This window comes from Comamonas trifloxystrobinivorans (assembly GCF_043359985.1).
Classification (GTDB): domain Bacteria; phylum Pseudomonadota; class Gammaproteobacteria; order Burkholderiales; family Burkholderiaceae_C; genus Comamonas; species Comamonas trifloxystrobinivorans.
Map to the genome: position 1 here is coordinate 219221 of NZ_JBHZGV010000005.1, position 24030 is coordinate 243250.

Below are 24030 nucleotides of genomic sequence, written 5' to 3' on the forward strand. Positions count from 1 at the left end.
CATGCCTCGGGCAGCCCTGCCCGTCTGACAAGTGCTGGCGGCCCCGCTCGTACCTCTGTGACCATGCAGCCTGGCCGCCGCCCTGCCTGCCCAAGCCATGCCTTCTGACCAAGCTTCTTCTGCCGCCACTGACACAGCGGCATCTCCGGCCACCGCCAGCGCGAGCAGTGCGCCGCCGCCACGCCTGCTATGGGTAATGCTGCTGACGCTGCTGTCGGCCTTTGCGCTGAGCCAGGCCTTCCGCACCGTCACCTCGATCATCGCCGACGGCCTGCGTACCGACTTTGGCCTGTCGGCCCAGTCGCTGGGGGCTTTTGCCGGCTTGTTCGGCCTGTCGTTCGGCGTCACCCAGCTGTTCATGGGCGTGGGCATGGATTTGTATGGTCTGCGCAAAACTGTGCTGGTGGCTTTTCCGCTGACGATTGCCGGTTCGGCCATCTCCGCCATCGCGCCCAGCTACCACTGGCTGATGCTGGGCCAGCTGCTGATCGGCGTGGGCTGCTCGCCCGCCTTTTTGGCCTGCACCATGTTCATCGCCCGCCATTTCCCGACCGACCGCTTCGCCTTCATGCTGGGCGTGGGCCAAGGCGTGGGCGGCCTGGGCCTGCTGTTTACCGGCACGCCGCTCGCCTGGCTGGTGCAACACCAAGGCTGGCGCTGGGGCTTTGGCCTGCTGGCCGTGCTGTGCGCACTGTCGTGGCTGGTCATCTTCTTGCGCGTGCACGAGCCGCACCTGGCCACCGACGACCTGCCCAAACCCAGCTGGCTCGAAGCCGTCAAAGGCTTTGGCGCCCTCTTTCTGGTGCCGCACACCTGGGCCATCGTCATCATGGGCATGGTCGGCTACGCCTCCTTCCTGACCGTGCGCGGCCTGTGGCTCAGCCCCATGCTGATCGACCGCTACGGCTTCAGCCTGGTAGCGACCGGCAACGTGGCGTTGATCGTGTCGGTGATCTCGCTTTTCATGCCCTCAATCTTTGGCCGCCTCGACCCCGGCCCGGCCAAGCGCCGCCCGCGCATCATCATTGGTGCCACGGTCATGGCCGCCATCTTCTGCGCGCTCGGCCTGGTTCACCACGCCTTTGCCACCGTGGCACTGATTCTGTTGATGGGCGTGGCCGCCGGCTACTCCGTGCTGCAATACGCCGACGTGCGCAGCTCCTACCCCCGCGAAACCACCGGCCGCGCCCTCTCCGTCTACACCATGGCCATGTTCCTGGGCGTGGCGCTGATGCAGTGGCTCTCGGGCGTGGTGGCAGCCTACGCACAACACCGAGGCGGCGAGGTCTACGAATACGTGATGCTGTTCGTGGCCGCCATGCTGATGCTGGGCTGCCTGGCGTTCCGGTTTTTGCCCAAATCGCCATTGTTGGAGAGTTGAGCTTTGTTCAGAGGCTGAACGGGCTGGCGTCTGTTTTAGCAACTGGCGTTCGGCTAGCACCTGGCTATTAACGCATCCTCCATCTGACCTGAGAAGGCCTTTATCGGCGCCATCCTCGCCGGCTGTTGGCTGTTCCTCCACCCTTTCAGCCAGCGCTGGATGTAGGGCACGTTTCTTTGCCTCCTTTCTTCTGGGCCGGCACACCGGACGTGCAGCAAGAAAGGAGGTCGCCTGCCGGGGCGAGACCCGGCCAACTGCAGCAAGCAAAGCAACTGAACGCCAGTTAGACCAACACCCTATGGCAAGCAAACACCACGCCCCCGCGCGACCCACCACCAAGTGACGCACCCCAAAAAACACCCCAAAAGCCAACATCCAGCTTTTGGGGCATCCGTCTCTCGCTCCGCTGCCGGGCTTTGCCGCAGCAGCGGATAACCGGGTGACGAAGCTTAGTTCGTCACGCGGGTGATCTTGGCGCCTTGCAGCGACACGCCGGCCTCCAGGCCCACATTGTTCAGCACAAAGCTGCTCACCGGTGCTTGGGCTGAGGTGGTGTCCACACTGCCGTTGGCGCCAATGCGGCCAGCGGAGACGGTGGCGTCAGCGCCTACCGACCAGCCATTGCTGTTGCGGAACTTTTCCAGTGCTTCGTTGGTGTTGAAGACGTAGATCACCGCGCGCGACTGGCCGCCGGCTTGCCAACCGATCGAGGCACCGGTGGTGCTGTATTCGCTGACGTTCTTGCCGCCCACGCGCAGCACGCCGCGGCCGTGTTCCACACCCACCACAAAGCTGCCGCCCACCACCGAGGGGAACACCAGCACGCCCTTGGCGTTTTGCACCAATTCTTTGGAGCCGGGGGCGGTGGAGTACAGGCGCTCCAGCGCTGCATCAGCACGGGTGGAGACAGTGGTGGAATCAGCGCGAGGCGCGCTGGCGGTGTCGTGCTTGGTGACGGTGCAAGCGGTCATGGTGAACACACCGGCCGCCATCGCAGCAGCCAAACCAACAGTACGCAGAGACATAGAACGCATGGAGTTTTCCTTTCTGGCGCTGGTGCGCAAACATTTCAAAATCAATTCCGCGAAAGAGCAAAACGCGCATGGACAGGCGCTCTGCGAGCGGGGTGACTGAAATGCTAGGCCGAGCGTAGCCCAAAAACCGGCGCCGCCAAGACAGGCGAACTTGACCTACAGCACAGATGCAGCGAATGCGCTGTGTTCCCACAGCACTGTAGGAATTCGGCCTGCTGCTTGCGCACGATCGCCGGGCAGCGCCGCCTGCCCGGGCTGCGCTTGCCACTGACACTGCTGCTGCCAAAACCTGCTGGTTTTGGCGCACGCTCTCCAGCTCAGGAGCCGCGGTAGGTGGAGTAACTCCAGGGGCTGACCAGGAGCGGCACGTGGTAGTGCTGGTCGGCGTGGGCCACACCAAAATCCAGGCTCACCTGGCCCAGAAAATTGGGCTCGGGCAGTTGCACGCCCTTGGCGGCAAAGTAGCCTGCCACATCGAAAGTGAGGCGGTAGGTGCCGGGCCGCAGACTGGCGTTGTCGAACAGTGGCGCGTTGGTCCGGCCGTCGTGGTTGAGGGTTTCGCGCTTGACCAGGGTGGCGCGCTCGCCATCGGTGGCGTACAAGGCGATTTGCATGCCGGCAGCGGGGCAGCCGTTCATCGTGTCGAGGACGTGGGTGCTCAAGCCCATAGGGATATCTCCTGATGGTTGTGGTGAAGATCGGACTGGTGATGTGCACCGAAAGTGTATACACTTTTTGTCAATCCATCTATCATCCCCGTATGGAATCCACCTCAACGTCCACCATCGCCCAGGCGCTCACCCGCGCCATCGTGGAGCACAAGCTGTTGCCCGGCACCAAGCTGGCCGAGCAAAAGCTGGCCGACCACTTTGGCGTCTCGCGCACCCTAGTGCGCCAGGCGCTGTTCCAGCTGTCGCAAAACCATCTGGTCACGCTGGAGCCGGCACGTGGCGCCTTTGTCTCCACGCCCTCGGTCGAAGAAGCGCGTCAGGTTTTTGCCGTGCGCAAAATGCTCGAAGCCGAGATGACGCGCAGCTTCGCCCAGAACGTGACGCAAAAGCAGATCAAGGCGCTGCGCGAGCACGTCAAACAGGAAGCCGCCGCCGTAGACCGTGCCGATGTCCCCGGCCGCACCGAGCTGCTCGGTGATTTTCACGTCCGCATGGCCGAGCTCATGGGCAACGATGTGCTCGCACAGCTGCTCGGCGATCTGATCTCGCGCTGCGCCCTGATCACGCTGATGTACCAGTCGGCCAGCGCCGCCGCGCATTCGCACGAAGAGCACGAAGCCATCGTGCAAGCCCTGGCCGCCAAAGATGCCGAGCGCGCCGTGCAGCTGATGCTCGAACACCTGGAGCATGTCGAGCAAGGGCTGCAGTTCGAGCGCGAGATTCCCAGCAACGATTTGTCCATGGCTCTTTCCACACTTCCGGTATGACATACGACGCCACCGCCTCCTACCCCCGCGATCTGGTCGGCTACGGCCGCAACCCGCCCCATGCGCAATGGCCGAACGGCGCACGCATTGCCGTGCAGTTTGTGCTGAACTACGAAGAAGGCGGCGAAAACAACGTGCTGCACGGCGACCCGGCGAGCGAGCAGTTTCTGTCGGAAATGTTCAACCCGGCGGCCTACCCCGACCGCCACATGAGCATGGACGGCATCTACGAATACGGCTCACGCGTCGGTGTCTGGCGCCTGCTGCGCGAGTTTGAAAAACGCGGCCTGCCGCTCACCGTTTTCGGTGTGGCCACCGCTTTGCAACGCCACCGCGAACTGGCCCAGGCCTTTGCCGATCTGGGCCACGAAGTGGCTTGCCATGGCCTCAAGTGGATCCACTACCAGAGCGTGCACGAAGAGATCGAGCGCGCCCACATGCAGCAGGCCATGGATATTTTCAAATCCATCTATGGCAGCCGCATCCAGCACGGCCTGGGCTGGTACACCGGCCGTGACAGCCCCAACACGCACCGCCTGGTGGCTGATTTTGGCGGCTTTGCCTACGACAGCGATTACTACGGCGACGACCTGCCTTTCTGGATGAAGGTCGGAAAAAGCGACGGCAGCAGCGCGCAGCAGCTGATCGTGCCTTACACGCTCGATTGCAACGACATGCGCTTTGCACTGCCGCAAGGCTACTCGCACGCAGACCCCTTCTTCCAGTACATGAAGGACAGCTTTGACGTGCTGTATGCCGAAGGCGATCCGAACGGCGACAACAGCCCCAAGATGATGAGCATCGGCATGCACTGCCGCCTGCTCGGCCGCCCGGGCCGCATCACCGCGCTGCAGCACTTTTTGGACCATATCCAAAAGCACGACAAGGTCTGGGTGTGCAAGCGCATCGACATTGCGCGCCACTGGGCGCACCACCACCCAGCCACCAAGGCATGAATAGCGCCGGCCCGCCGCGCCGGCAACACCACCGAATGAACCGATTGGAGACCCCGCCGTGTCCCTGACCTTAGAACAACTCAATGCCGCCAGCGCCGAGCAAGCCGCGCACATGCTCGACGGCCTGTACGAGCATTCGCCATGGATCGCCGAGGCCGCGTTGGCGCAGCGCCCTTTCCAATCGCTGGCGCAGCTCAAGCACGCCATGGTGAGCGTGCTGGCCGCAGCGCCGGTTGATGCGCAACTGGCGCTGATTCGCGCCCACCCCGAGCTGGCTGGCAAAGCCATGGTGGCCAAGTCTTTAACGGCCGAATCCACCAACGAGCAAAACAAGGCCGGCCTCACGCAGTGCACGCCCGAAGAGTTTGCGCGCATCCAGCAACTCAACGCCGATTACAACGCGCGCTTTGGTTTCCCCTTCATCCTGGCGGTGCGCGGGCCACGCGGCCTGGGCCTGCCCAAGCAGGAGATCATCGACACCTTTGCGCGCCGCCTCAGCAACCACCCCGATTTTGAGCGCGCCGAAGCCCTGCGCAACATCCACCGCATTGCCGAGATTCGCCTGAACGACAAGTTCGGCTACGAGCCCGCGCTGGGCAACGATGTCTGGGATTGGCAAGAGCGCCTGGCCCAGCACAGCGACGAAGGCTTTGCCGAAAAAGGCCAGCTCACCGTCACCTACCTGACCGACGCGCACCGCGCCTGCGCCCAACGCATCAGCCACTGGATGCGCGACTGCGGCTTTGACGAGGTAGAGATTGATGCGGTCGGCAACGTCGTGGGCCGCTACAAACCTGCCAGCGCCGATGGCAAATACCTGCTCACCGGCAGCCACTACGACACCGTGCGCAACGGCGGCAAATACGACGGCCGCCTGGGCATCTTTGTACCCATGGCCTGCGTGCGCGGGCTGCACCGCGCCGGCAAGCGCCTGCCGTTCGGCATTGAGGTAGTGGGCTTTGCCGAAGAAGAAGGCCAGCGCTACAAAGCCACCTTCCTCGGCTCGGGCGCACTGATTGGCGATTTTGACCAACGCTGGCTGGAGCAGAAAGACGCCAACGGCATCACCATGCGCGAAGCCATGCAACACGCCGGCCTGTGCATTGACGATATTCCCAAACTCCGGCGCGACGCCGCTCAGTACCTGGGCTTTGTCGAAGTGCACATCGAGCAAGGCCCGGTGCTCAACGAGCTGGATCTGCCGCTGGGCATTGTCACCAGCATCAATGGCAGCTCGCGCTACGTCTGCGAAATGATCGGCATGGCCAGCCACGCCGGCACCACGCCCATGGACCGCCGCCGTGATGCCGCTTGCGGCGTGGCCGAGCTCATGCTGTACGCCGAAAAGCGCGCCGCACAAGACGGCGATTCAGTGGCCACCGTCGGCATGCTCGAAGTGCCTTCCGGCTCTATCAACGTGGTGCCCGGCCGCTGCAAATTCAGTCTGGACTTGCGCGCCCCAACCGACCCGCAACGCGACGCCTTGGTGCGCGACGTGATGGCCGAACTCGCCGCCATAGCCGAGCGCCGCGGCCTGCGCTACAGCGCCGAGCAAACCATGCAAGCCGCTGCCGCGCCCAGCGCCGCGCCCTGGCAAGCGCAGTGGGAAAAAGCCCTCACCACCTTGGGCGTGCCGCTCTACCGCATGCCCAGTGGCGCAGGCCACGACGCGATGAAGCTGCACGAAGTAATGCCGCAGGCCATGCTCTTTGTGCGCGGCATCAACAGCGGCATCAGTCACAACCCCTTGGAATCGACCACCGCTGACGACATGCAGCTGGCCGTCGACGCCTTCTCCCAAGTCCTCCAACAACTCGAGCAAGAGACAAAATGAGCAACACCACCTACGCCGCGCTGGATGCGTGGATCGACCAGCACTTTGACGAGCAGGTGCAGTTCTTCCAGAAACTGGTGCAAGTGCCCACCGATACGCCGCCCGGCAACAACGCGCCGCACGCCGAGCGCACGGCCGAGCTGCTCCAGGAGATGGGCTACCAAGCCGAAAAACACGTGGTGCCCGAAGCCGATGTGCAGGCCTACGGCATGCAGTCGATCACCAACCTGATCGTGCGCCGCCCCTTTGGCAGCGATGGCTCCGCCGGCACCGGCCGCACCATTGCCCTCAACGCCCACGGCGACGTCGTGCCGCCCGGCGAAGGCTGGACGCACGACCCGTATGGCGCAGAAATTGTGGACGGCAAAATCTACGGCCGCGCTACCGCCGTCAGCAAAAGCGACTTCTCCACCTTCACCTACGCTCTGCGCGCACTCGAAGCTGTGGCCAAACCCGGCAAGGGCGCGGTCGAGCTGCACTTTACCTACGACGAAGAATTTGGCGGCCTGCTCGGCCCCGGCTGGCTGCTGGAAAAAGGCCTGACCAAGCCTGATCTGATGGTGGCCGCCGGCTTCAGCTACGAAGTGGTGGTGGCGCACAACGGCTGCCTGCAAATGGAAATCACCGTGCATGGCAAGATGGCACATGCCGCCGTGCCACACACCGGTGTGGACGCTTTGCAAGCGGCAGTGGCGATCATGAACGACCTGTACGCGGAGAACACCGAGTACCTGAAGGTCACATCCAAAGTGCCTGGCATCAAGCACCCTTACCTCAACATCGGCCAGATCAGCGGTGGCACCAACACCAATGTGATCCCTGGCAAAGTGGTGCTGAAGATCGACCGCCGCATGATCCCCGAAGAGAACCCGGTCGAGGTTGAAAAACACATCCGCGCCGTGATCGCAAAGGCCACCGAGCGCTTCAACCAGCAGCGCGGCTACAGCGGCGAAGACGCCGTGCGCGTAGACATCAAACGCCTGCTGCTCGCCAACGCCATGACGCCGCTGGCCGGCAACCAGCCTTTGGTCGACGCCATCCAAACCCACGGCGAAGCCGTATTTGGCGAGAAGCCTCCCGCCGTAGGCACACCGCTCTACACCGATGTGCGCCTGTATGTGGAGCGCGGCATTCCCGGCGTGATCTACGGCGCCGGCCCCCGCACCGTGCTGGAAAGCCACGCCAAACGCGCCGACGAGCGCCTGGACCTGCAAGACCTGCGCCGCGCCACCAAGGTGGTGGCACGCATGCTGCATGATTTGCTGGCCTGAGCACCTCGCGCACCATTCCAAGAGAAAACCTCCGCAAGGAGGTTTTTTTGTGCCAACGCGAATACATTCCACTCAATGGCGAAGCCGCTTCGCAAGGCTCAAGCGATCCAGACCCGCTCAGCGCCCCACCATGCTCAGCAGCTCAAGCTTGGTTCTCGGAATAAATGTTGGGAGAATAGCGCTCCATCAGTGTCTGGGGAAACGCCGGGGCCTTGAAACCGAACTGGGCATACAAGCCATGCGCATTGGAGGTGGCCAAGCTGAAACGGCGCAGCCCTTGCAGCTGCGGGTGGTTGAACACGGCCTGCATGAGCAATTTGCTCAAACCTTTGCCGCGCTGTTCGGGCAGAACAAACACATCGACCAGGTTGGCAAAAGTGGCGTAGTCGGAGATGACTCTGGCGAATGCCACCTGCGAATGGCCGATAAAGCCGCCAAAACACAGGGAGTTTTCCATGGCTCGTTGCAGCACGGAAAGCGGTATGCCTTTCGCCCAAGTGGTTTGCTCGGACAGAAATTGGTGGATCATGGCCAGGTCCAAATCTGCCCGGTTGGTGCTTATCCGAAAGTCTTGCATCGCCGCCTCGCTTCTGCGTTCACACTCGATGAGCAGAAAGCATAACAAGCACCTGCTTCAGCCCCAAGTGCTGTATCGGCAGGCCAACACCAGTCAGCGGGCATCTGACCGGCGTTGAGCCGCTAACAGCTACCCACTCAACCCGCCGCGTCAGCCATCCACTTGTAAGCCACGCCATCGCGCCCCGGGTCGGCGCCGCCGTGCAGGCCGTCGGCTTGAACCTGGATACCGTGCACCCAGGCGATGGTGTAGTTGTAGGGGTTGCGGCCAATGGCGTAGCCCTGCTCTTCCAGCGCGCGCGTGGTGTAGCGCGGGATGCGGTTGCACACGTCGATGGAATTACTGGTAGAGGAGAAGCGCGGCGCTGAGACGGCGGCCTGCATTTCCATCTGGTGGTCGATCACGTTGAGCAGCACATGCAGCACGCCCATGACGATTTGCGTGCCACCGGGTGCGCCCAGCACCACGTCGAGCTCGCCGTTTTTGAAAGTCATGGTCGGGCACGAAGCGGTGAAGCGGCTCTTGCCCGGTTTGATGCTGCCGGCGCGGCCGGGACGCGGGTCGAACACGCCCATGCAGCCGTTGTACTGGAAGCCCATGCCCGGCGTGATGATGCCCGATGGCATGGCCAGCGAGTGCGTCATCGATACGGCATTGCCATCGGCGTCGATCACGCTCAGATGCGTGGTGTCGCGTGGCACCGGCGCGCCCGGGTTCACGCGCTCCACCGCAAAGCGCTGGCCGGCGCGGATCTGTGCGGCCACCTCGGCCGCCATGTCCTTGGACAGCAGGCGCTCCAGTGGCACGTCGAAAAACTTGGGGTCGCCAATGTAGCGGTCTTTGTCCGAGGTGGCTTTTTTCATCACCTCGCAGACCAGCTGGATGTATTCCGGGCTGTTGTGCTCCAGGCCGCGCAGATCGAACTGCTCCAAGATGTTGAGCATTTCCAGCAACATGGCGCCGCCGCCGGGCGGCTGGTTGGTGGTGATGGTGCGGTCGCGGTAGCTGCCCACCAGCGGCTGGTTGCGCGTGACCTGGTATTGCGCCAGATCGTCCAGCGTGATCAGCGCGCCGAGCGACTGCAGGTGCGCCACCATCTTCTGCGCCAGATCACCGTGGTAGAACGGCTGCGTGCCCTCTTCGGCTACCTGGCGCAGCACGCTGGCCATGCCGGGGTTGCGCAGCGGCGTGCCAATGGCTTTGGGGCGGCCGTCGGGGCGGCAGTACAACTGGCGGCTTTCTTCGCAATACTGCAAGCGCTCCAGGTTGCCCACGCGGCCCATGGTGGGCTCATCGATCCAGAAAGCGTGCATGCCGGGGCGCACAAAAAAGCCGTCTTCGGCCCAGCGGATAGCGGGCTCCACCACCTCTTTCCAAGGCAGGCGGCCGTGGGCCTGGTGCATGGCTTCCAGGCCTTTGAGCGTGGCCGGCGTGCCGATGGATTGCGGGCCGATGTCGTTGACGCGGCCGGTCAGGATGAAGCCGAAGCCGTCCTTGGTTTCGCCCTCAAGCAGGTGTTCCCACATGTCTTCGCGGGCGGCCAGCGGCGCAGGCGAGTGGAAGTCGAAATACTCGTGCACGCTTTTGCCCGGCATGTAGACCGCGCCCGTGCCAAAGCCGGCAATGCCGCACATGATGGGGTCGACCACGGTCTGCGCCAGCGCGGTGGCCACGGCAGCATCGACCGCATTGCCACCGGCACGCAAAATTTCGATGCCCGATTCGGCAGCCTCAGGCTGCGGGCAGACGACCATTGCTTGTTTTTTCATCGTTGATTCAGCAGAAAGCCCCTGCAGCGAGGGGCGGGTTGCAAAACAGGTTCAGTCAACCGAATTACTTGGCGCTGAGATTGAGCTTGTTAAGCGTAGGGCCCCAGGCCTTGGCATCGCGCACGGTGGTTTCCATCACCAGCGAAGCGGGGCCGGCAACCGGAATCACGCCCAGGGTGCCGAGCTTGGCCAGCACATCCGGGTTCTTGTGGAAAGCCTCGGTGGCCTTGTTCAGCTTTTCCACCACCTCGGGCGGCGTGCCAGCGCGCGCCACCACGGCGCTCCAGCCCATGGTGTCAAAACCCTTTACGCCCAGTTCGCTGAGCGTGGGCACATCGGGCAGCTCCGGCATGCGCTGGGGCGAGAGCACGGCCAGCGCATTGAGTTTTTTGGCCTTGATGTGCGGCAGCGCCGTGCCATATACGGGCGCCATCACCTCGGTCTGGCCGCCCATGGTGGCGATGATGCCGTCGGCCTCGCCCTTGTAGGGGATGTGCGTCATCGAGATGCCGAGCGCATCGGCCATCAGCTCGACCGCCAGGTGGGTGGAATTGCCCAGGCCGGCCGAGGCAAAGTTGAGCTTGCCAGGCGCCGCCTTGGCTTTGTCGGTGAGCTGCTTGAGCGTCTCGATGCCGGTGGCTGGGTTGGTGACCAGTGCAAAGGAGTTGGTGCTCAGCATGGCCACGCCGGTGAAATCTTTCTCCGGGTTGTAAGGCAGCGGCTTGTAGGTGAACTGGTTCAGCACCATCAGCGACACGCTTCCGTAAAGCAAGGTGTAGCCATCGGCAGGCGCGTTGAGCGCATTTTGCGCCGCAATGATGCCGCCGCCACCGGGCTTGTTTTCCACCACGATGGTCGCGCCCAACGCCTTGCCCGCGTGCTCTGCCCACAAGCGGGCGATGGTATCCGAGCTGCCGCCCGGCGCTTGCGAAACCACCAGCTTGATCGGCCGGTTGGGGTAGTTGCTTTGCGCGTTTTGCGCTTGCGCTGGCAAGGCCGCAACAGCAGCGACGGTGGCAACAGCGGCCATGGCAAGCCCGGAGAGGAGCTTGGAGACAGGGTTCAAAGGTAGAGACACAAGCAGTTCCTGAAAAACGGGGGACAACAACAAAATCCAAGTCCATTGTCATGAGGAATGCCACATGTTCCTAGTGAAAAGGCACAATGGATACATGAAGGAATACTCATGATTGAACCTGCAGGCGGCCTGGCCTGGGCGCGACGGCTCAAGGTACGGCATCTGGAATCTTTTCTGGTACTGGACGAAGCCGGCACGCTGACCCAGGCTGCCGAGCGACTGCATATGACGCAGTCGGCCATGTCGCACTGGCTGGCCGAGATGGAGAGCGCGGTCGGCACGCCGCTGGTGGTGCGCGGGCGGCGCATCCAGCTCACACCTGCGGGCGAGCTGCTCAAGCGCTTGGCCGTCAGCGTGCTGGGCGACATTGCCCGCGCCGGCCACGAGATGCACGCCGTTGCGGCCGGCCGCGTGCCGCGCCTCAATATCGGCAGCGTGTGGGCGGGCATAGCCGGCGGTTTGCCCGAGGCGGTCAGCCGCTTCCAGCAGCAGTACCCCGACGTGGCCGTGGCTATTCACGACGGGCCTTTCGACAATCTGCTCAAAGGCCTGGAAACCCGCGCCATGGATGCGGTGGTCGGCGTGCTCGACGCCCGCGCCCACCAGCCTGGGCTGGAGCACCGCGTGCTGTTCGAAGACCGCGTGGCCATCGTCATCGGCCAGGGCAGCAAGTTCTGGCCCGCCTCCGGTGCGCTGGACTTTGCTGATTTGTTGCATGAGCAATGGGTCATGCCGCCCAGCGGCACGCTCACCCGCATCCAGATGGATGCTTTTCTGATTGAGCGAGGCGCCTCCTGGCTGCGGCCACGCGCCGAGACCGCTTCGCTGGCCATGATGCAGGCCTTGCTGCACAAGGGCGACTACGTGGGCGTGTGCTCGGAGTCCATGGCCGCCTACCAGGCCCAGCTGGGGCTGCTGCGGCAGATTGCCGTGGATTCGAGCATCCGCTTTGGCCCGATCACCGTGATGTGGAAGCGCGAACACGCCACGCCCACCTTGATGGATTTCGTGGCTTGCCTGGAGCAAAGCGCCCGCGCCACCGAGCACTGAAACCGGACTGGCAAGCCCCGCAGCAGTTACCAGCCGATTACCACCGCCGCCATGCTTGCTGGCGGGGGTTGCGCTTGCAAAAACCTCAGCCTTTTCTAAAGAAAATCTCTACACAGCATCGGTCTTAAGCTCTTGATTTAATAGCAAACCCAGGCAGTGCGCGCTTACACAGTTTCTGCGTTTTTCAGGGTAATCCGGGAGAAGCTTGGCGCACAAATGTGTATACACTTTTTGTATGGACTCAGTACAACCGGGGTCCTGCTGTGCAAGGTTTTTCGCGATAGGAGTGAAGGAATGCAGTCAAGCAAACACCCCGTGGACGAGGTTCTGCCGCTCGGGCGGCTCACGGCGCTCGGGTTGCAACATGTGCTGGTGATGTACGCAGGCGCGGTGGCCGTGCCCTTGATCGTGGGCCGGGCGCTGAACCTGGACCACCACCAGATCGCCAAACTGATCTCGGCCGACCTGTTCGTCTGCGGCCTGGTCACCCTGATCCAGGCCTGGGGCGCCACGCGCTGGTTCGGCATCAAGCTGCCGGTGATGATGGGTGTCACCTTTGCCAGCGTGGCGCCGATGGTGTCAATGGCGCAAACCACGGGCGGCACCTATGGTGCCGGATTGATCTTTGGCTCGGTCATAGGCGCCGGGGTGGTATCCATCCTGATAGCGCCGTACATCAGCCGCATGCTGCGCTTTTTCCCGCCGGTGGTCACCGGCACCATCATCACGGTGATCGGCATCAGCCTGATGCGCGTGGGCATCAACTGGATTTTTGGCAACCCGGTCGGCCCCACCGCCCCGGCCGTGGTGAACCCGGAATACGCCAAGTGGATGCAAGAAGCGCAAGCCATGGCCGGCGCGCCCGGCTCCTCGCTGCCGCCCATCCCCAAAGGCATGGCGATTCTGCCTTCCATCCCCAACCCCAAATACGCCGATCTTGGCGGCGTGGCCATCTCGGGCCTGGTGCTGGTGTCGATCCTGCTGATCACCAAGTTTGCCAAGGGCTTTTTGGCCAATGTGGCCGTGCTGGCCGGCATTGTGATCGGCGCCATCGTCGCCACCGCCATGGGTTTCATGACCTACGAAAAAGTGGCCCAGGCCGACTGGTTCGATTTTGTGATGCCGTTCGAGATTGCCAAGCCGGTGTTCGACCCGATCCTGATCCTGACCATGAGCCTGGTGATGGTGGTGGTGATGATCGAATCGGTGGGCATGTTTTTGGCGTTGGGTGACATGACGAACAAAGACGTCTCGCGCGACGACCTGACGCGCGGCCTGCGTACCGACGGCCTGGGCACCTTGCTCGGCGGCATCTTCAACACCTTCCCCTACACCAGCTTTTCGCAAAACGTGGGCCTGGTGGCGGTCACCGGCATCCAAAGCCGCTTTGTCTGCGTGGCCGGCGGCTTCATCCTGATCATTCTGGGCGTGCTGCCCAAGCTCGGCGCACTGGTCGAATCGCTGCCCACCATGGTGCTGGGCGGCGCCGGGCTGGTGATGTTCGGCATGGTGGCGGCCACCGGCATTCGCATCCTCGGCAATGTGGATTTCCGCAACAACCGCTACAACGCCATGATCGTGGCGGTGTCGATTGGCGTCGGCATGGTGCCGCTGATTGCGCCCAACTTCCGCCAGTGGATGCCGCACGCCATCCACCCGCTGATCGAATCGGGCATCTTGCTGGCATCGATCTGCGCCGTGGCCCTGAACGTGTTCTTCAACGGCGCCAAGCACGACGAAGCCGCCATTGTGGCCGCCGCCCGACAGGCCGACGCGCACTGACAACCCGACACCCGCCGCCAGCGTAGCACTTGCTCACAGGCGGTTTTTCTGCCACAGCCCGCGCCAATGCTGCATTGCAACATTGAAATGGTGGCCCACTACCGCGCAGGGGTGGGCCGGCGCATTTATGATGCTGCAGACCCCTTCAGGATTGACATATGGCACAACAACAACTCTCCGCCGCCGAACAGGCACTGCGCGAAGCCGCGCTCGAATACCACCGCAGCCCCAGCAAGGGCAAGATTGCGGTCACACCCACCAAGCCCCTGTCGAACCAGCGTGATCTGTCGCTGGCCTACTCGCCCGGTGTGGCCTACCCCTGCCTCGACATCCAGGCCGACCCCAGCAAGGCTGCCGAGTACACCTCGCGCGGCAACCTGGTGGGCGTGATCACCAACGGCACCGCCGTGCTGGGCCTGGGCGACATCGGCCCGCTGGCCGGCAAGCCGGTGATGGAAGGCAAGGGCTGTCTGTTCAAAAAATTCGCCGGCGTTGATGTGTTCGACATCGAGCTGGACGCCCGCGACCCGGACAAGATCATCGAGATCGTGGCCGCGCTCGAGCCCACGCTCGGCGGTATCAACCTCGAAGACATCAAGGCACCCGAGTGCTTCTATATTGAGCAAGAGCTGTCCAAGCGCATGAACATTCCGGTGTTCCATGACGACCAGCACGGCACCGCCATCATCTCCAGCGCCGCCCTGCTCAACGGCCTGGAGCTGGTGGGCAAGGACATCGGCAAGGTCAAGGTCGCCGTCTCCGGCGCCGGCGCGGCCGCCATTGCCTGCGTCGACGTGATGGTGGGCCTGGGCGTCAAGCGCGAGAACATCTACATGGTCGACTCCAAGGGCGTCATCTACGAAGGCCGCCCCGGTGGTCTGGACGCCTCCAAGGCCCGCTACGCCCAAAAAACCGAAGCGCGTACCCTGGCCGACGTGGTCAACGGCGCCGACGTCTTCCTGGGCTGCTCGGCCCCTGGCGTGCTGACGGCCGAGATGGTCAAGACCATGGCCGACAAGCCGATCATCCTGGCGCTGGCCAACCCCGAGCCCGAGATCCGCCCCGAGCTGGCCAAGGCCATCCGCCCCGATTGCATCATCGCCACCGGCCGTTCGGACTACCCGAACCAGGTGAACAACGTGCTGTGCTTCCCCTACATCTTCCGTGGCGCGCTCGACTGCGGCGCCACCAAGATCACCGAAGCCATGAAGCTGGCCTGCGTGCGCCAGATCGCTGATCTGGCCAAGGCCGACATCAGCGAAGAAGTGGCCGCCGCCTACGCCGGCAAAGAGCTCACCTTTGGCCCGGATTACCTGATCCCCACGCCTTTCGACTCGCGCCTGATCATGAAGATCGCGCCCGCCGTGGCTCAGGCCGCTGTGGAATCGGGTGTGGCCACGCGCCCCATCGAAGACATGGAAGCGTACAAGGAAAACCTGACCCGCTTCGTCTACCAGACCGGCATTCTGATGCGCCCGGTCATCAACGCCGCCAAGCAGCTGCCCGAAGCCGAAAAGCGCGTGGCCTATGCCGACGGTGAAGACGAGCGCGCGCTGCGTGCCGCGCAGATCGTGATCGACGACCGCATTGCGCGCCCTATCCTGATCGGCCGCCCCGCCGTGATCGCCTCGCGTATCGCCAAAGCCGGCCTGCGCATGCAACTGGGCAAGGACGTAGAAGTCTGCAACCCCGAGGACGATCCCCGCTTCCGCCAGTACTGGGAGAGCTACCACCAGCTGATGAAGCGCGACGGCGTGACGCCCGAAGTGGCCAAGGCAGCGGTGCGCCGCTCCAACACCATCATCGCAGCGCTGATGGTCAAGCTCGGCGATGCCGACGCCATGATCTGCGGCCTGGTGGGCACCTACGAAACGCATCTGGAGCGCATCCACAACGTCATCGGCCGTGCCGAAGGCGTGCAGCAATACGCCGCGCTGAACGCGTTGATGACCGAGCAAAACGGCTCGCTCTTCATTGCCGACACCTACGTCAACGAAAACCCCAGCGCCGAGCAACTGGCCGACATCGCCTGGGCATCGGTGCAAGAAGTGCAGCGCTTTGGCCTGCCGCCCAAGGTCGCCTTCCTCTCGCACTCCACCTACGGCGCCTCCAAGCGCGCCTCGGCCCGCAAAATGCGTGAAGCACGCGACATCTTCGTGGCCCGCCACCCCGAGATCGAATGCGACGGCGAACTGCACGGCGACGCCGCGCTGGAGCCCAGCATCCGCAACCGCTACATGGAAGCGGCCGACACCACCTTGAGCGGCTCGGCCAACGTGCTTGTCTGCCCCAACCTGGACGCCGCCAACATTCTGTACAACGTGCTCAAAACCACCACCAGCGGCGGCGTCACCGTCGGCCCCATCCTGATGGGCACCGCTGCCACCGCGTACATCCTGACGCCCGCATCCACCGTGCGCCGCGTGATCAACATGACCGCCCTGGCCGTGGCCAGCGCCGCTGCCCGCCGCGCGCAAGCCTGATAAAGCCCGGTGCTCGCTGTAGCACCGGCTTTCCAGCACATTCACAAAACCTCTGCTGCCTTTGGGCGGTGGAGGTTTTTTTTAGTTTGGCTGATGGGGATTGTTGGTTTTTTTACGAACGCGGAATGGCGAGCATCCACGCCCTTGGCAACGCCATCTGCGCTTCGCCCAGATGTTGGCAGACCTGCGCAATGCGGCAGCTCCCCTGCCCGCAGCGCATAGAATCTGCCGATGCGCATCGGCTCCGAATCCTTTTTGCAACGGGTACGCAAGCACCTGGACTCGCTTCCCGTCACCGAGCGGCAACTGGCCGACTTTGTGCTGGAGTTCCCTGGCGAGCTGGCCAGCTATGCCGGCAACGAGCTGGCCCAGTTGGCGGGCGTGTCGCCGTCGACGGTCAGCCGCTTTATCCGGCGCATCGGCTACGCCAACTACGAAGATGCGCGCAAACAGGTGCGCGAAGACAAGCAGAGCGGCTCGCCGCTGTTCCAGTCTGCCAGCCAGGCATTGCGTGCCTCCAACCTGGTGGCCACGCACCTGGAGCGTTCCATCTCCAACCTGAACAGCACCTTCGAGCGCCTGAACGACAAACAGATGCTGGAGATCGTCAAAGCCATCATCGCTGCGCGCCAGGTGCTGGTCTTCGGCAGCCGCAGCAGCCAGGCATTTGCGCGCTATCTGCGCTGGCAGCTGATCCAGGTGGTGCCCAACGTACTCTGCATTCCCGGCCCGGGCGAAACCCTGGCCGAGTACCTGGCCAGCATGAGCGAGCGCGATTGCCTCGTCATCTTCGGCACACGCCGCCAGACGCGCCAGATGGACGCCCTGCTCCAGCACGCAGCCCCCAAGGGCGTGAAAATTCTGTACATCAGCGACCAGACTTCGGCCGATTTTCCGCAGGCCACCTGGTCGCTGCAATGCGACTGCTACGGCCCGGGCTTGCTCGACAACCACGTCGCGGTCATGGCGCTTTGCGACCTGCTCTCCACCATGGTGATCGAGGCCGCAGGCACAGCAGGCCGCAAGCGCCTGGCCGCCATTGAGCAGGCCCACGAAGACACCGGCGAGCTTTAGGAACCTGTTCGCGTTCTCCACGACACGCAGCCTGCGCTTTCGTGGTGCGCCTGCGCCCTGTACGGGTGCAGCACTGCACTACAACAGCCAACGCCCTCCCGACAAGACACCGCACCAGCCCTGCGCCAGCCTCTGAAAAACGGCAGGCACACATCTTGCATTGGCATGCTCGCATGTGAAATTTCACTTTCACTAATTTTTATAAGTGAAATCCATATGTCAAAACAAGGCGTAACGCTTAGTATCACCGTGCTGATGCTGTTCTGCTCGCGTCGCGCAAGCACTTCTCAATTCAAGGAGTTATCCCATGGCTGGTGGACCTGCACTTTCCTCTGGAGTCGATAGCCCGCGTGTCGCCGAACTCGACAGCGCGCTCGACAAGATCGGCGTCACCCGATCGCACCACACCATCATTTTTCTGATTCTCATCGGCTGTCTGTTCGACAGCTTCGAGCAGAACGCGGTGGGCATTGTCGGCCCCATGCTCAAAGAGCAATGGGGTTTGACCGCCTCTGACATCGGCATGCTCAATACGGTCACCTTTGCCTGCGCGGCCATTGGCCGCATCATCTCGGGCCTGATCGCCGACCGCTATGGCCGCCGGGTCATGCTGACCATCGACCTGCTGCTGTTCACCATAGGCGCCGGCATCTGCGCCCTGGCGCCCAACCTCACGGTCATGGCTATTGGCCGTGCCGTCGTCGGCTTTGGCCTGGGCGGTGAAATCGCCATTGCCGTGACCATGATGGCCGAGTTCTGCTCGAGCAAGTTCCGCGGCACGGCGGTCGGCCTGGTCAACGTGGGCGCAGGCGGCTTGGGCAACTTTCTGGCGCCGGCGTTTGGCTTGCTGGTGTTCTGGATGTTCCCGGGCGACAACGGCTGGCGCTGGCTCTTTGCCTGCCTGATGGTGCCCGCGCTGCTGGCCGCTTTCTACCGCCGCTACATCCCGGAGACGCCGCGTTTTCTGCTCTCGCAAGGCCGTATCGAAGAGACCAATGTGGTGCTCTCGCGCCTGGCCAGCGGCAAGCTCACAGCCAAGAATATTCCTACGCAGCAGTTCCTGAGCCCCGGCCCGCAAGAATCGGTGGTGGCCAAGGCCAAGGTGCGCATCACCGAGATTTTCCGTGGCAAGCTGGCCCGCCGCACCGTGCCACTGTGCATCACGATCTGGATGACTTACGGCGCGCAAATCTCCGTACTCACGCTGATGCCCACCATTCTGGTGAGCCTGGGCTACAGCATGTCCAAGAGCCTGATGTTCACCATGGTGATGCAAAGCGGCAGCCTGCTGGGCGCGATTGCGGCTTCGGCGCTGGGCTTTCATTTCCCGCGCAAACGGGTGCTGACGGCTGGCGCCATCTGTGCCTGCGCAGCGGCCTTGACGATTGGTTTTGTGGCCAACAGCATTCTCACCATCTTGATTGCCGGCGCCGTGTTCCAGTTCTTTGTGCTGCTGCTCAACACCACGATCTGGATCTTTGCGCCTGAGCTCTACCCCACCCGCGTGCGCGCCTTTGGCACGGCTTTCATCCTGGCCACGGGCACGGCTGCTGGCGCACTGATGCCACTGGTGGCGGGCCGCTTGTTCGATGCATTTGGCCTGCCCGGCGTGTTTGGCCTGGCTGCCACCATGTACGTGATCTTTGTGATCAGCGTGCAAAGCGTGCCCGAAACCTATGGACAATCGCCCGATGCGGTTTCGCTGCCCGGCGAAACCCCTGCGCCCGAGCAACCCGATATCGCTGTAAACCAGGTCCGCCCCACCTGAGAATGTGCCCCGCCATGACGCCAATTTTGCTGATCAACCCCAACTCGTCCAGCGCCACCACCCGCATGATGGTGGACATCGCCAGCCAATGCAGCCCGGCGCTGCTCCAGGTGCACGGCGAGACGGCGCAGAACGGCCCGAGCATGATCGTCAACGAGGACGAACTGCAAGCCGCTGCCGCCGAGGTGGAGCAATGCTGGCGCAGCGCGGGGCCCGCTTGGGCGGGCGTCATCGTCAGCGCCTTCGGCGACCCCGGCCTGGAGCGCCTGCGCGCCCTCTGCCCCTTGCCGGTGGTGGGCATTGCCGAAGCCTCCATGCTCGAAGCCGGCGCCAACGGCCGGCGCTTTGGTGTGGCCACCGTCACCCCCGAGCTGGCGGCCGCCATTGCCCGCCGCGCCGAAGCGGTGGGCATGGCGCAGCAATACACCGGCATCCGCCTGACCGAAGGCGACCCGCGCGCGCTGTCAGCCAACCCTCAGTTGCTGGAGCAGGCCCTGGCCGAAGCCGTGCAGCGCTGCATCAGCGAAGACGGGGCCGAAGCTGTCATCATTGGCGGCGGCCCCTTGGGCCAGGCGGCCATTGCCTTGAAGCACCGCTTCAGCGTGCCGATCATTGCGCCCATCCCGGCTGCGGTGAACCGCCTGCTCGCGCTGCTCGGCCAAGCCAGCACTGAGCCGCAGCCTCTGAGGGCTTGAGAGTTTCCCTACAAACCCGTGGCACTGCAGCGTCTGCGACAAGTGCGGCGGGCCGAACGCGCTAATGTCTCGCCTTGCGCAATCGGGCGCGTGTTTCGATCCAGGGAAATCAGATGACTCGCAAGACCGTCGGTGTTGTCGGCCTCGGTGCCATGGGGCTGGGTATTGCCCAGAGCCTGCGCCGCAGTGGCTATCTCGTGCATGTGTGTGACCTGCGCCCTGGCGTGGCGGCAGCTTTTGCCAGAGAAGGCGGCGTCGCCTGTGCCTCGCCCGCCGAAGTGGCCGCCCAAGTGGAGGTGCTGGTGTCCGTTGTCGTCAATGCCGAGCAGACCGAATCCCTGCTGTTTGGCGAGCAAGGCACAGCCGCAGCGCTGCGTGCAGGCAGCACTTTTGTGATGTGCTCGACGGTCGATCCCAACTGGTCGATGGCGCTGGAAAAGCGCTTGGCTACCAGCGGCATCTTGTATGTCGATGCGCCCATTTCTGGCGGCGCAGCCAAGGCCGCAGCCGGCCAGATGACCATGATGACTGCCGCCACACCTGCCGCCTACGCCGCCGCTGGCGAGGTGCTCGAAGCCATGGCCGGCAAGGTTTACCGCCTGGGCGACCAGGCTGGCGCGGGCAGCAAGGTGAAAATCATCAACCAGTTGCTCGCTGGCGTACACATTGCCGCAGCGGCCGAAGCCATGGCGCTGGGCTTGCGCGAAGGTGTGGATGCCGCCGCTTTGTACGAGGTAATCACGCACAGCGCCGGCAACAGCTGGATGTTTGAAAACCGCATGGCGCACGTGCTGGCTGGCGATTACACGCCGCTGTCGGCCGTCGATATCTTCGTCAAAGATCTGGGCCTGGTGCTCGACACCGCCCGCGCCACCAAGTTTCCGCTGCCGCTGGCATCCACGGCGCACCAGATGTTCATGCAGGCTTCCAGCGCCGGCTTTGCGAAAGAAGACGACAGCGCGGTGATCAAGATTTTCCCCGGCATCCAGCTGCCGCGAGCGGCCAACGACGAGGGCCAGCCATGAGCGCCAAGCCCGCCCTGAAGCTCGGCTGCATTGCTGACGATTTCACCGGTGCCACCGATCTGGCCAACAACCTGGTGCGGGCCGGCATGCGCGTGGTGCAAACCATTGGCGTGCCCAGCGAGCCGCTGCAAGAGCCGGTCGATGCGGTGGTGGTGGCACTGAAGTCGCGCACCATCGCTGCGGCCGATGCGGTAGAACAATCGCTGGCCGCTTTGCGCTGGTTGAAAGACCAGGGCGCCCAGCAGTTCTACTTCAAATACTGCTCCACCTTCGACAGCACGCCAGCGGGCAATATCGGCCCGGTCACCGAAGCGCTGATGGACGCGCTGGCTTGCGACTTCACGATTGCCACGCCGGCTTTTCCCGACAACAAGCGCACCGTTTTCAAGGGCTATCTGTTTGCTGGCGAAGGGCTACTCAACGAGAGCGGCATGCAAAACCACCCGCTCACGCCCATGCGCGACCCGAACCTGGTGCGCGTGCTGCAAGCGCAGTGTCAGCGCCGGGTGGGCCTGATCGACTACAGCGTGGTTGCGCAAGGCGCAGACGCTGTGCGCCAACGCGTTGCCAGCTTGCGCGCCGAAGGCGTGGGCATCGCCATTGTCGATGCCATCAGCAACCAAGACCTGCTGCGTCTGGGCCCGGCGCTGGCCGACATGCCGTTGCTCACCGCCGGATCGGGCGTGGCCATTGCCCTGCCCGCCAATTTTGGCCTGCAACCCAGCAGCCAGGCAGCCGCGCTGCCTGCGGCCAGCGGCCAGCAAGCGGTTGTCTCAGGCAGCTGCTCGGCGGCCACCCAGCAGCAGGTGGCGCACTTTGTGGCCAGCGGCCGCCCAGCACTGGCCATAGACCCGCTGCGCGTAGCCGCGGGTGACGATGTGGTGAGCGAGGCGCTGGCCTGGGCAAAAACGCAGTTGTCCGCAGGCCCGTTGTTGATTTATTCCACTGCCGATCCGCAAGCCGTGCGCGGCATCCAAGCGCAACTGGGCGTGGAGCAAGCAGGCGCTTTGGTTGAGCAAGCGCTGGCTGCCATCGCCCGTGGTCTGGTAGCGCTGGGTGTGCGCCAGCTGGTAGTGGCTGGCGGCGAAACATCGGGCGCTTGCGTGCAGGCGCTGGAGATTGCGCAGCTGCGCATTGGCGCACAAATCGACCCCGGCGTTCCCTGGTGCCACGCTGCCAGTCCACTCGCCAGCGCTGGGCTGCATTTGGCGCTCAAATCCGGCAACTTTGGCACGGAGGATTTTTTCTCCAAAGCCTTGGCCCAGTTGTGAGGTAGCTGCATGGTTTGGCTGGAAGAATCCCGGGCGCGTGACGAGATTTGTCGCGTAGGCCAATCCCTTTTTTCGCGTGGCTACGTACATGCCACAGCCGGCAATATCAGCGTGCGCCTGGCCGATGGCTACTTGATCACGCCCACCGATGCCTGCCTGGGCCACTTGCAGCCCGAGCAGTTGGCCAAGCTCGATCTGCAAGGCCACCAGCTAAGCGGCGAGCGCGCCAGCAAAACCATCGAGCTGCACCGCCACATCTATGCCGCCAGCGCTGGCACGCCCACAGCGGCTGGCTGCATCATCCACACGCACAGCCGCTATCTGGTGGCTTGCTCGCTGCTCGCCAGCCAATCCGATGCAGAGGAGTTGCTGCCGCCGCTCACGCCATATTTCGTGATGAAAGTGGGCCGCGTGCCGCATATTCCCTACCACCGCCCCGGCGCGCCCGAGGCGGCGCAGGCGGTGGCCGCTACTATTGCCCGCTACGCAGAAGCAGGCCGGCCGATCCGCGCTGTCATGCTGGCCCGCCTGGGCCCGAATGTCTGGCACGATCAGCCCGCAGCGGCCATGGCCGCTTTGGAAGAGCTGGAAGAAACCGCCCAGCTCTGGCACTGGTGCCAGCAAGCCGGCGCCAACCAAGTACAGCCGCTGGATGCGCAGCAGATCGATGAGCTGCGCCAGCATTTCGGCGCCCATTGGTAGCCCGCAGCACACAGACTATTTTTTTCGGAAGCCACCCATGCCTCGCTTTGCCGCCAATCTCTCGATGCTCTACAACGACCTGGATTTTCTCCAGCGCTTTGCCGCTGCCAGGCGCGATGGTTTCCAGGCCGTGGAGTTTCTGTTTCCCTATGCTTACCCGGCCGAGCAATTGGCCGAACAGCTGCAGCAGCATGGCTTGCAGCAAGTGTTGTTCAACGCGCCGCCCGGCGACTGGGACAATGGTGAGCGCGGCATGGCCTGCCAGCCAGGGCGCGAGGCGGAGTTTCGCGCAGGTATCGCCAAGGCGATTGGCTACGCCCAGGTGCTGCGCTGCCCGCGCATCCATGTGATGGCCGGCAAAATGCCTGCTGGTGTGGATGCGGCCAGCATGCGCGCCAGCTATGTGAGCAATATCCGCTACGCAGCACAGCAGGCGGCCGCGCATGGCATCGAGGTGCTGCTGGAACCTATCAACGCACGCGACATGCCGGGCTATTTCCTCAGCCGCCAAGACCAGGCGCATGCGCTGCTGGCCGACATTGGCGAGCCCAACGCCAAAGTGCAGATGGATCTGTACCACTGCCAGATCAGCGAAGGCGATCTGGCGATGAAGCTGCGCCAATACCTGCCCAGCGGCCGCGTGGCCCACCTGCAGATTGCCGGCGTGCCCGAGCGCCATGAGCCCGATGTGGGCGAAGTCCACTACCCGTACTTGTTCCAGCTGCTCGACGAGCTGGGCTATGACGGCTGGATTGGCTGCGAATACAAGCCCGCTCGCGGCGCCGCCGCCCACGCTACCAGCGACGGCCTGGGCTGGCTGCAGCGCTGGCTGAAGCGCTGAA

Annotated in this window: 20 protein-coding genes; 15 read left to right on the forward strand and 5 right to left on the reverse strand. The window is 63.5% G+C overall.

The window, feature by feature from the left end; genetic code table 11:
* The first annotated feature begins 97 nt into the window (after window positions 1–97).
* The gene (locus tag ACFIQF_RS07405) at window positions 98–1381 is read left to right on the forward strand and encodes an MFS transporter (protein WP_393941566.1); all 1284 of its coding nucleotides are present in this window, start codon (window positions 98–100) and stop codon (window positions 1379–1381) included.
* A gap of 449 nt (window positions 1382–1830) precedes the next feature.
* Here the strand turns inward: ACFIQF_RS07405 and ACFIQF_RS07410 are convergent, their stop codons facing one another.
* Together ACFIQF_RS07410 and uraH are read right to left on the reverse strand one after the other, a co-directional pair.
* A complete protein-coding gene (locus ACFIQF_RS07410) occupies window positions 1831–2415 on the reverse strand; it encodes a BPSL1445 family SYLF domain-containing lipoprotein (protein ID WP_393941568.1) in 585 nt (194 codons plus the stop codon).
* A 317-nt stretch (window positions 2416–2732) separates the two neighbouring features.
* Window positions 2733–3083: a hydroxyisourate hydrolase gene (gene uraH, locus ACFIQF_RS07415; protein WP_393941570.1), complete on the reverse strand. Its 351-nt coding sequence runs from the start codon at window positions 3081–3083 to the stop codon at window positions 2733–2735.
* A gap of 92 nt (window positions 3084–3175) precedes the next feature.
* Between uraH and ACFIQF_RS07420 the strand changes: the two genes are divergently transcribed.
* Genes ACFIQF_RS07420 through ACFIQF_RS07435 form a run of 4 tightly spaced genes read left to right on the forward strand, consistent with a single transcriptional unit; the run spans window position 3176 to window position 7914 of the window.
* Complete coding sequence (locus ACFIQF_RS07420) at window positions 3176–3853, forward strand: GntR family transcriptional regulator (RefSeq protein ID WP_393941572.1); 678 nt, start codon at window positions 3176–3178, stop codon at window positions 3851–3853.
* Window positions 3850–4809 carry an allantoinase PuuE gene (gene puuE / locus ACFIQF_RS07425; RefSeq protein ID WP_393941574.1) on the forward strand — a complete coding sequence of 320 codons (960 nt, stop codon included), beginning with the start codon at window positions 3850–3852 and terminating at the stop codon, window positions 4807–4809. Before ACFIQF_RS07420 ends, puuE begins: the two co-directional genes overlap by 4 nt.
* A gap of 58 nt (window positions 4810–4867) precedes the next feature.
* Entirely contained in the window at window positions 4868–6643 is a 1776-nt protein-coding gene (uraD, locus tag ACFIQF_RS07430) for a 2-oxo-4-hydroxy-4-carboxy-5-ureidoimidazoline decarboxylase (protein ID WP_393941576.1), read from the forward strand.
* Window positions 6640–7914, forward strand: a complete 1275-nt coding sequence (locus ACFIQF_RS07435) for a M20/M25/M40 family metallo-hydrolase (protein ID WP_393941578.1) — start codon at window positions 6640–6642, stop codon at window positions 7912–7914. The genes uraD and ACFIQF_RS07435 overlap by 4 nt, the downstream gene beginning before the upstream one ends.
* A 142-nt stretch (window positions 7915–8056) precedes the next feature.
* Here ACFIQF_RS07435 and ACFIQF_RS07440 read toward each other — a convergent pair whose 3' ends face one another.
* The 3 genes from ACFIQF_RS07440 to ACFIQF_RS07450 form a co-directional block, all read right to left on the reverse strand.
* On the reverse strand, window positions 8057–8443 hold the full coding sequence (locus tag ACFIQF_RS07440; protein WP_393941580.1) for a GNAT family N-acetyltransferase: 387 nt from the start codon (window positions 8441–8443) through the stop codon (window positions 8057–8059).
* 185 nt (window positions 8444–8628) lie between these two features.
* Window positions 8629–10260 (reverse strand): gamma-glutamyltransferase, encoded by a 1632-nt coding sequence (gene ggt, locus ACFIQF_RS07445; protein WP_393941582.1) that lies wholly within the window; start codon window positions 10258–10260, stop codon window positions 8629–8631.
* A 64-nt stretch (window positions 10261–10324) separates the two neighbouring features.
* On the reverse strand, window positions 10325–11290 hold the full coding sequence (locus tag ACFIQF_RS07450; RefSeq protein WP_393941724.1) for a Bug family tripartite tricarboxylate transporter substrate binding protein: 966 nt from the start codon (window positions 11288–11290) through the stop codon (window positions 10325–10327).
* 156 nt (window positions 11291–11446) lie between these two features.
* Between ACFIQF_RS07450 and ACFIQF_RS07455 the strand changes: the two genes are divergently transcribed.
* From ACFIQF_RS07455 to otnI, 10 genes are all read left to right on the forward strand, one after another.
* Window positions 11447–12388, forward strand: a complete 942-nt coding sequence (locus ACFIQF_RS07455) for a LysR family transcriptional regulator (RefSeq protein WP_393941584.1) — start codon at window positions 11447–11449, stop codon at window positions 12386–12388.
* A gap of 294 nt (window positions 12389–12682) precedes the next feature.
* Entirely contained in the window at window positions 12683–14170 is a 1488-nt protein-coding gene (locus ACFIQF_RS07460) for a nucleobase:cation symporter-2 family protein (RefSeq protein WP_393941585.1), read from the forward strand.
* A 158-nt stretch (window positions 14171–14328) separates the two neighbouring features.
* Entirely contained in the window at window positions 14329–16653 is a 2325-nt protein-coding gene (locus tag ACFIQF_RS07465) for an NADP-dependent malic enzyme (protein WP_393941587.1), read from the forward strand.
* A gap of 231 nt (window positions 16654–16884) precedes the next feature.
* Window positions 16885–17727: a MurR/RpiR family transcriptional regulator gene (locus tag ACFIQF_RS07470; protein ID WP_393941589.1), complete on the forward strand. Its 843-nt coding sequence runs from the start codon at window positions 16885–16887 to the stop codon at window positions 17725–17727.
* Window positions 17728–18034: 307 nt separating this feature from the next.
* Entirely contained in the window at window positions 18035–19495 is a 1461-nt protein-coding gene (locus ACFIQF_RS07475; RefSeq protein WP_393941590.1) for an MFS transporter, read from the forward strand.
* A 14-nt stretch (window positions 19496–19509) separates the two neighbouring features.
* The gene (locus ACFIQF_RS07480) at window positions 19510–20190 is read left to right on the forward strand and encodes an aspartate/glutamate racemase family protein (RefSeq protein WP_393941592.1); all 681 of its coding nucleotides are present in this window, start codon (window positions 19510–19512) and stop codon (window positions 20188–20190) included.
* A gap of 98 nt (window positions 20191–20288) precedes the next feature.
* Window positions 20289–21215 carry an L-threonate dehydrogenase gene (gene ltnD / locus ACFIQF_RS07485; RefSeq protein ID WP_393941726.1) on the forward strand — a complete coding sequence of 309 codons (927 nt, stop codon included), beginning with the start codon at window positions 20289–20291 and terminating at the stop codon, window positions 21213–21215.
* Complete coding sequence (gene otnK / locus ACFIQF_RS07490) at window positions 21212–22486, forward strand: 3-oxo-tetronate kinase (protein WP_393941594.1); 1275 nt, start codon at window positions 21212–21214, stop codon at window positions 22484–22486. The genes ltnD and otnK overlap by 4 nt, the downstream gene beginning before the upstream one ends.
* An 18-nt stretch (window positions 22487–22504) precedes the next feature.
* Window positions 22505–23188 carry a class II aldolase/adducin family protein gene (locus ACFIQF_RS07495; protein WP_393941728.1) on the forward strand — a complete coding sequence of 228 codons (684 nt, stop codon included), beginning with the start codon at window positions 22505–22507 and terminating at the stop codon, window positions 23186–23188.
* Window positions 23189–23225: 37 nt separating this feature from the next.
* Complete coding sequence (otnI, locus tag ACFIQF_RS07500; protein ID WP_393941596.1) at window positions 23226–24029, forward strand: 2-oxo-tetronate isomerase; 804 nt, start codon at window positions 23226–23228, stop codon at window positions 24027–24029.
* Window position 24030: the final 1 nt, after the last annotated feature.

Bases quoted from the DNA above. Each gene is read 5' to 3' on its own strand.
- ACFIQF_RS07405 (WP_393941566.1), top strand. From the start codon at position 98: ATGCCTTCTGACCAAGCTTCTTCTGCCGCCACTGACACAGCGGCATCT.
- ACFIQF_RS07410 (WP_393941568.1), bottom strand. From the start codon at position 2,415: ATGCGTTCTATGTCTCTGCGTACTGTTGGTTTGGCTGCTGCGATGGCG.
- uraH (WP_393941570.1), bottom strand. From the start codon at position 3,083: ATGGGCTTGAGCACCCACGTCCTCGACACGATGAACGGCTGCCCCGCT.
- ACFIQF_RS07420 (WP_393941572.1), top strand. From the start codon at position 3,176: ATGGAATCCACCTCAACGTCCACCATCGCCCAGGCGCTCACCCGCGCC.
- puuE (WP_393941574.1), top strand. From the start codon at position 3,850: ATGACATACGACGCCACCGCCTCCTACCCCCGCGATCTGGTCGGCTAC.
- ACFIQF_RS07435 (WP_393941578.1), top strand. From the start codon at position 6,640: ATGAGCAACACCACCTACGCCGCGCTGGATGCGTGGATCGACCAGCAC.
- ACFIQF_RS07440 (WP_393941580.1), bottom strand. From the start codon at position 8,443: ATGATCCACCAATTTCTGTCCGAGCAAACCACTTGGGCGAAAGGCATA.
- ggt (WP_393941582.1), bottom strand. From the start codon at position 10,260: ATGAAAAAACAAGCAATGGTCGTCTGCCCGCAGCCTGAGGCTGCCGAA.
- ACFIQF_RS07450 (WP_393941724.1), bottom strand. From the start codon at position 11,290: ATGGCCGCTGTTGCCACCGTCGCTGCTGTTGCGGCCTTGCCAGCGCAA.
- ACFIQF_RS07455 (WP_393941584.1), top strand. From the start codon at position 11,447: ATGATTGAACCTGCAGGCGGCCTGGCCTGGGCGCGACGGCTCAAGGTA.
- ACFIQF_RS07460 (WP_393941585.1), top strand. From the start codon at position 12,683: ATGCAGTCAAGCAAACACCCCGTGGACGAGGTTCTGCCGCTCGGGCGG.
- ACFIQF_RS07465 (WP_393941587.1), top strand. From the start codon at position 14,329: ATGGCACAACAACAACTCTCCGCCGCCGAACAGGCACTGCGCGAAGCC.
- ACFIQF_RS07470 (WP_393941589.1), top strand. From the start codon at position 16,885: ATGCGCATCGGCTCCGAATCCTTTTTGCAACGGGTACGCAAGCACCTG.
- ACFIQF_RS07475 (WP_393941590.1), top strand. From the start codon at position 18,035: ATGGCTGGTGGACCTGCACTTTCCTCTGGAGTCGATAGCCCGCGTGTC.
- ACFIQF_RS07480 (WP_393941592.1), top strand. From the start codon at position 19,510: ATGACGCCAATTTTGCTGATCAACCCCAACTCGTCCAGCGCCACCACC.
- otnK (WP_393941594.1), top strand. From the start codon at position 21,212: ATGAGCGCCAAGCCCGCCCTGAAGCTCGGCTGCATTGCTGACGATTTC.
- otnI (WP_393941596.1), top strand. From the start codon at position 23,226: ATGCCTCGCTTTGCCGCCAATCTCTCGATGCTCTACAACGACCTGGAT.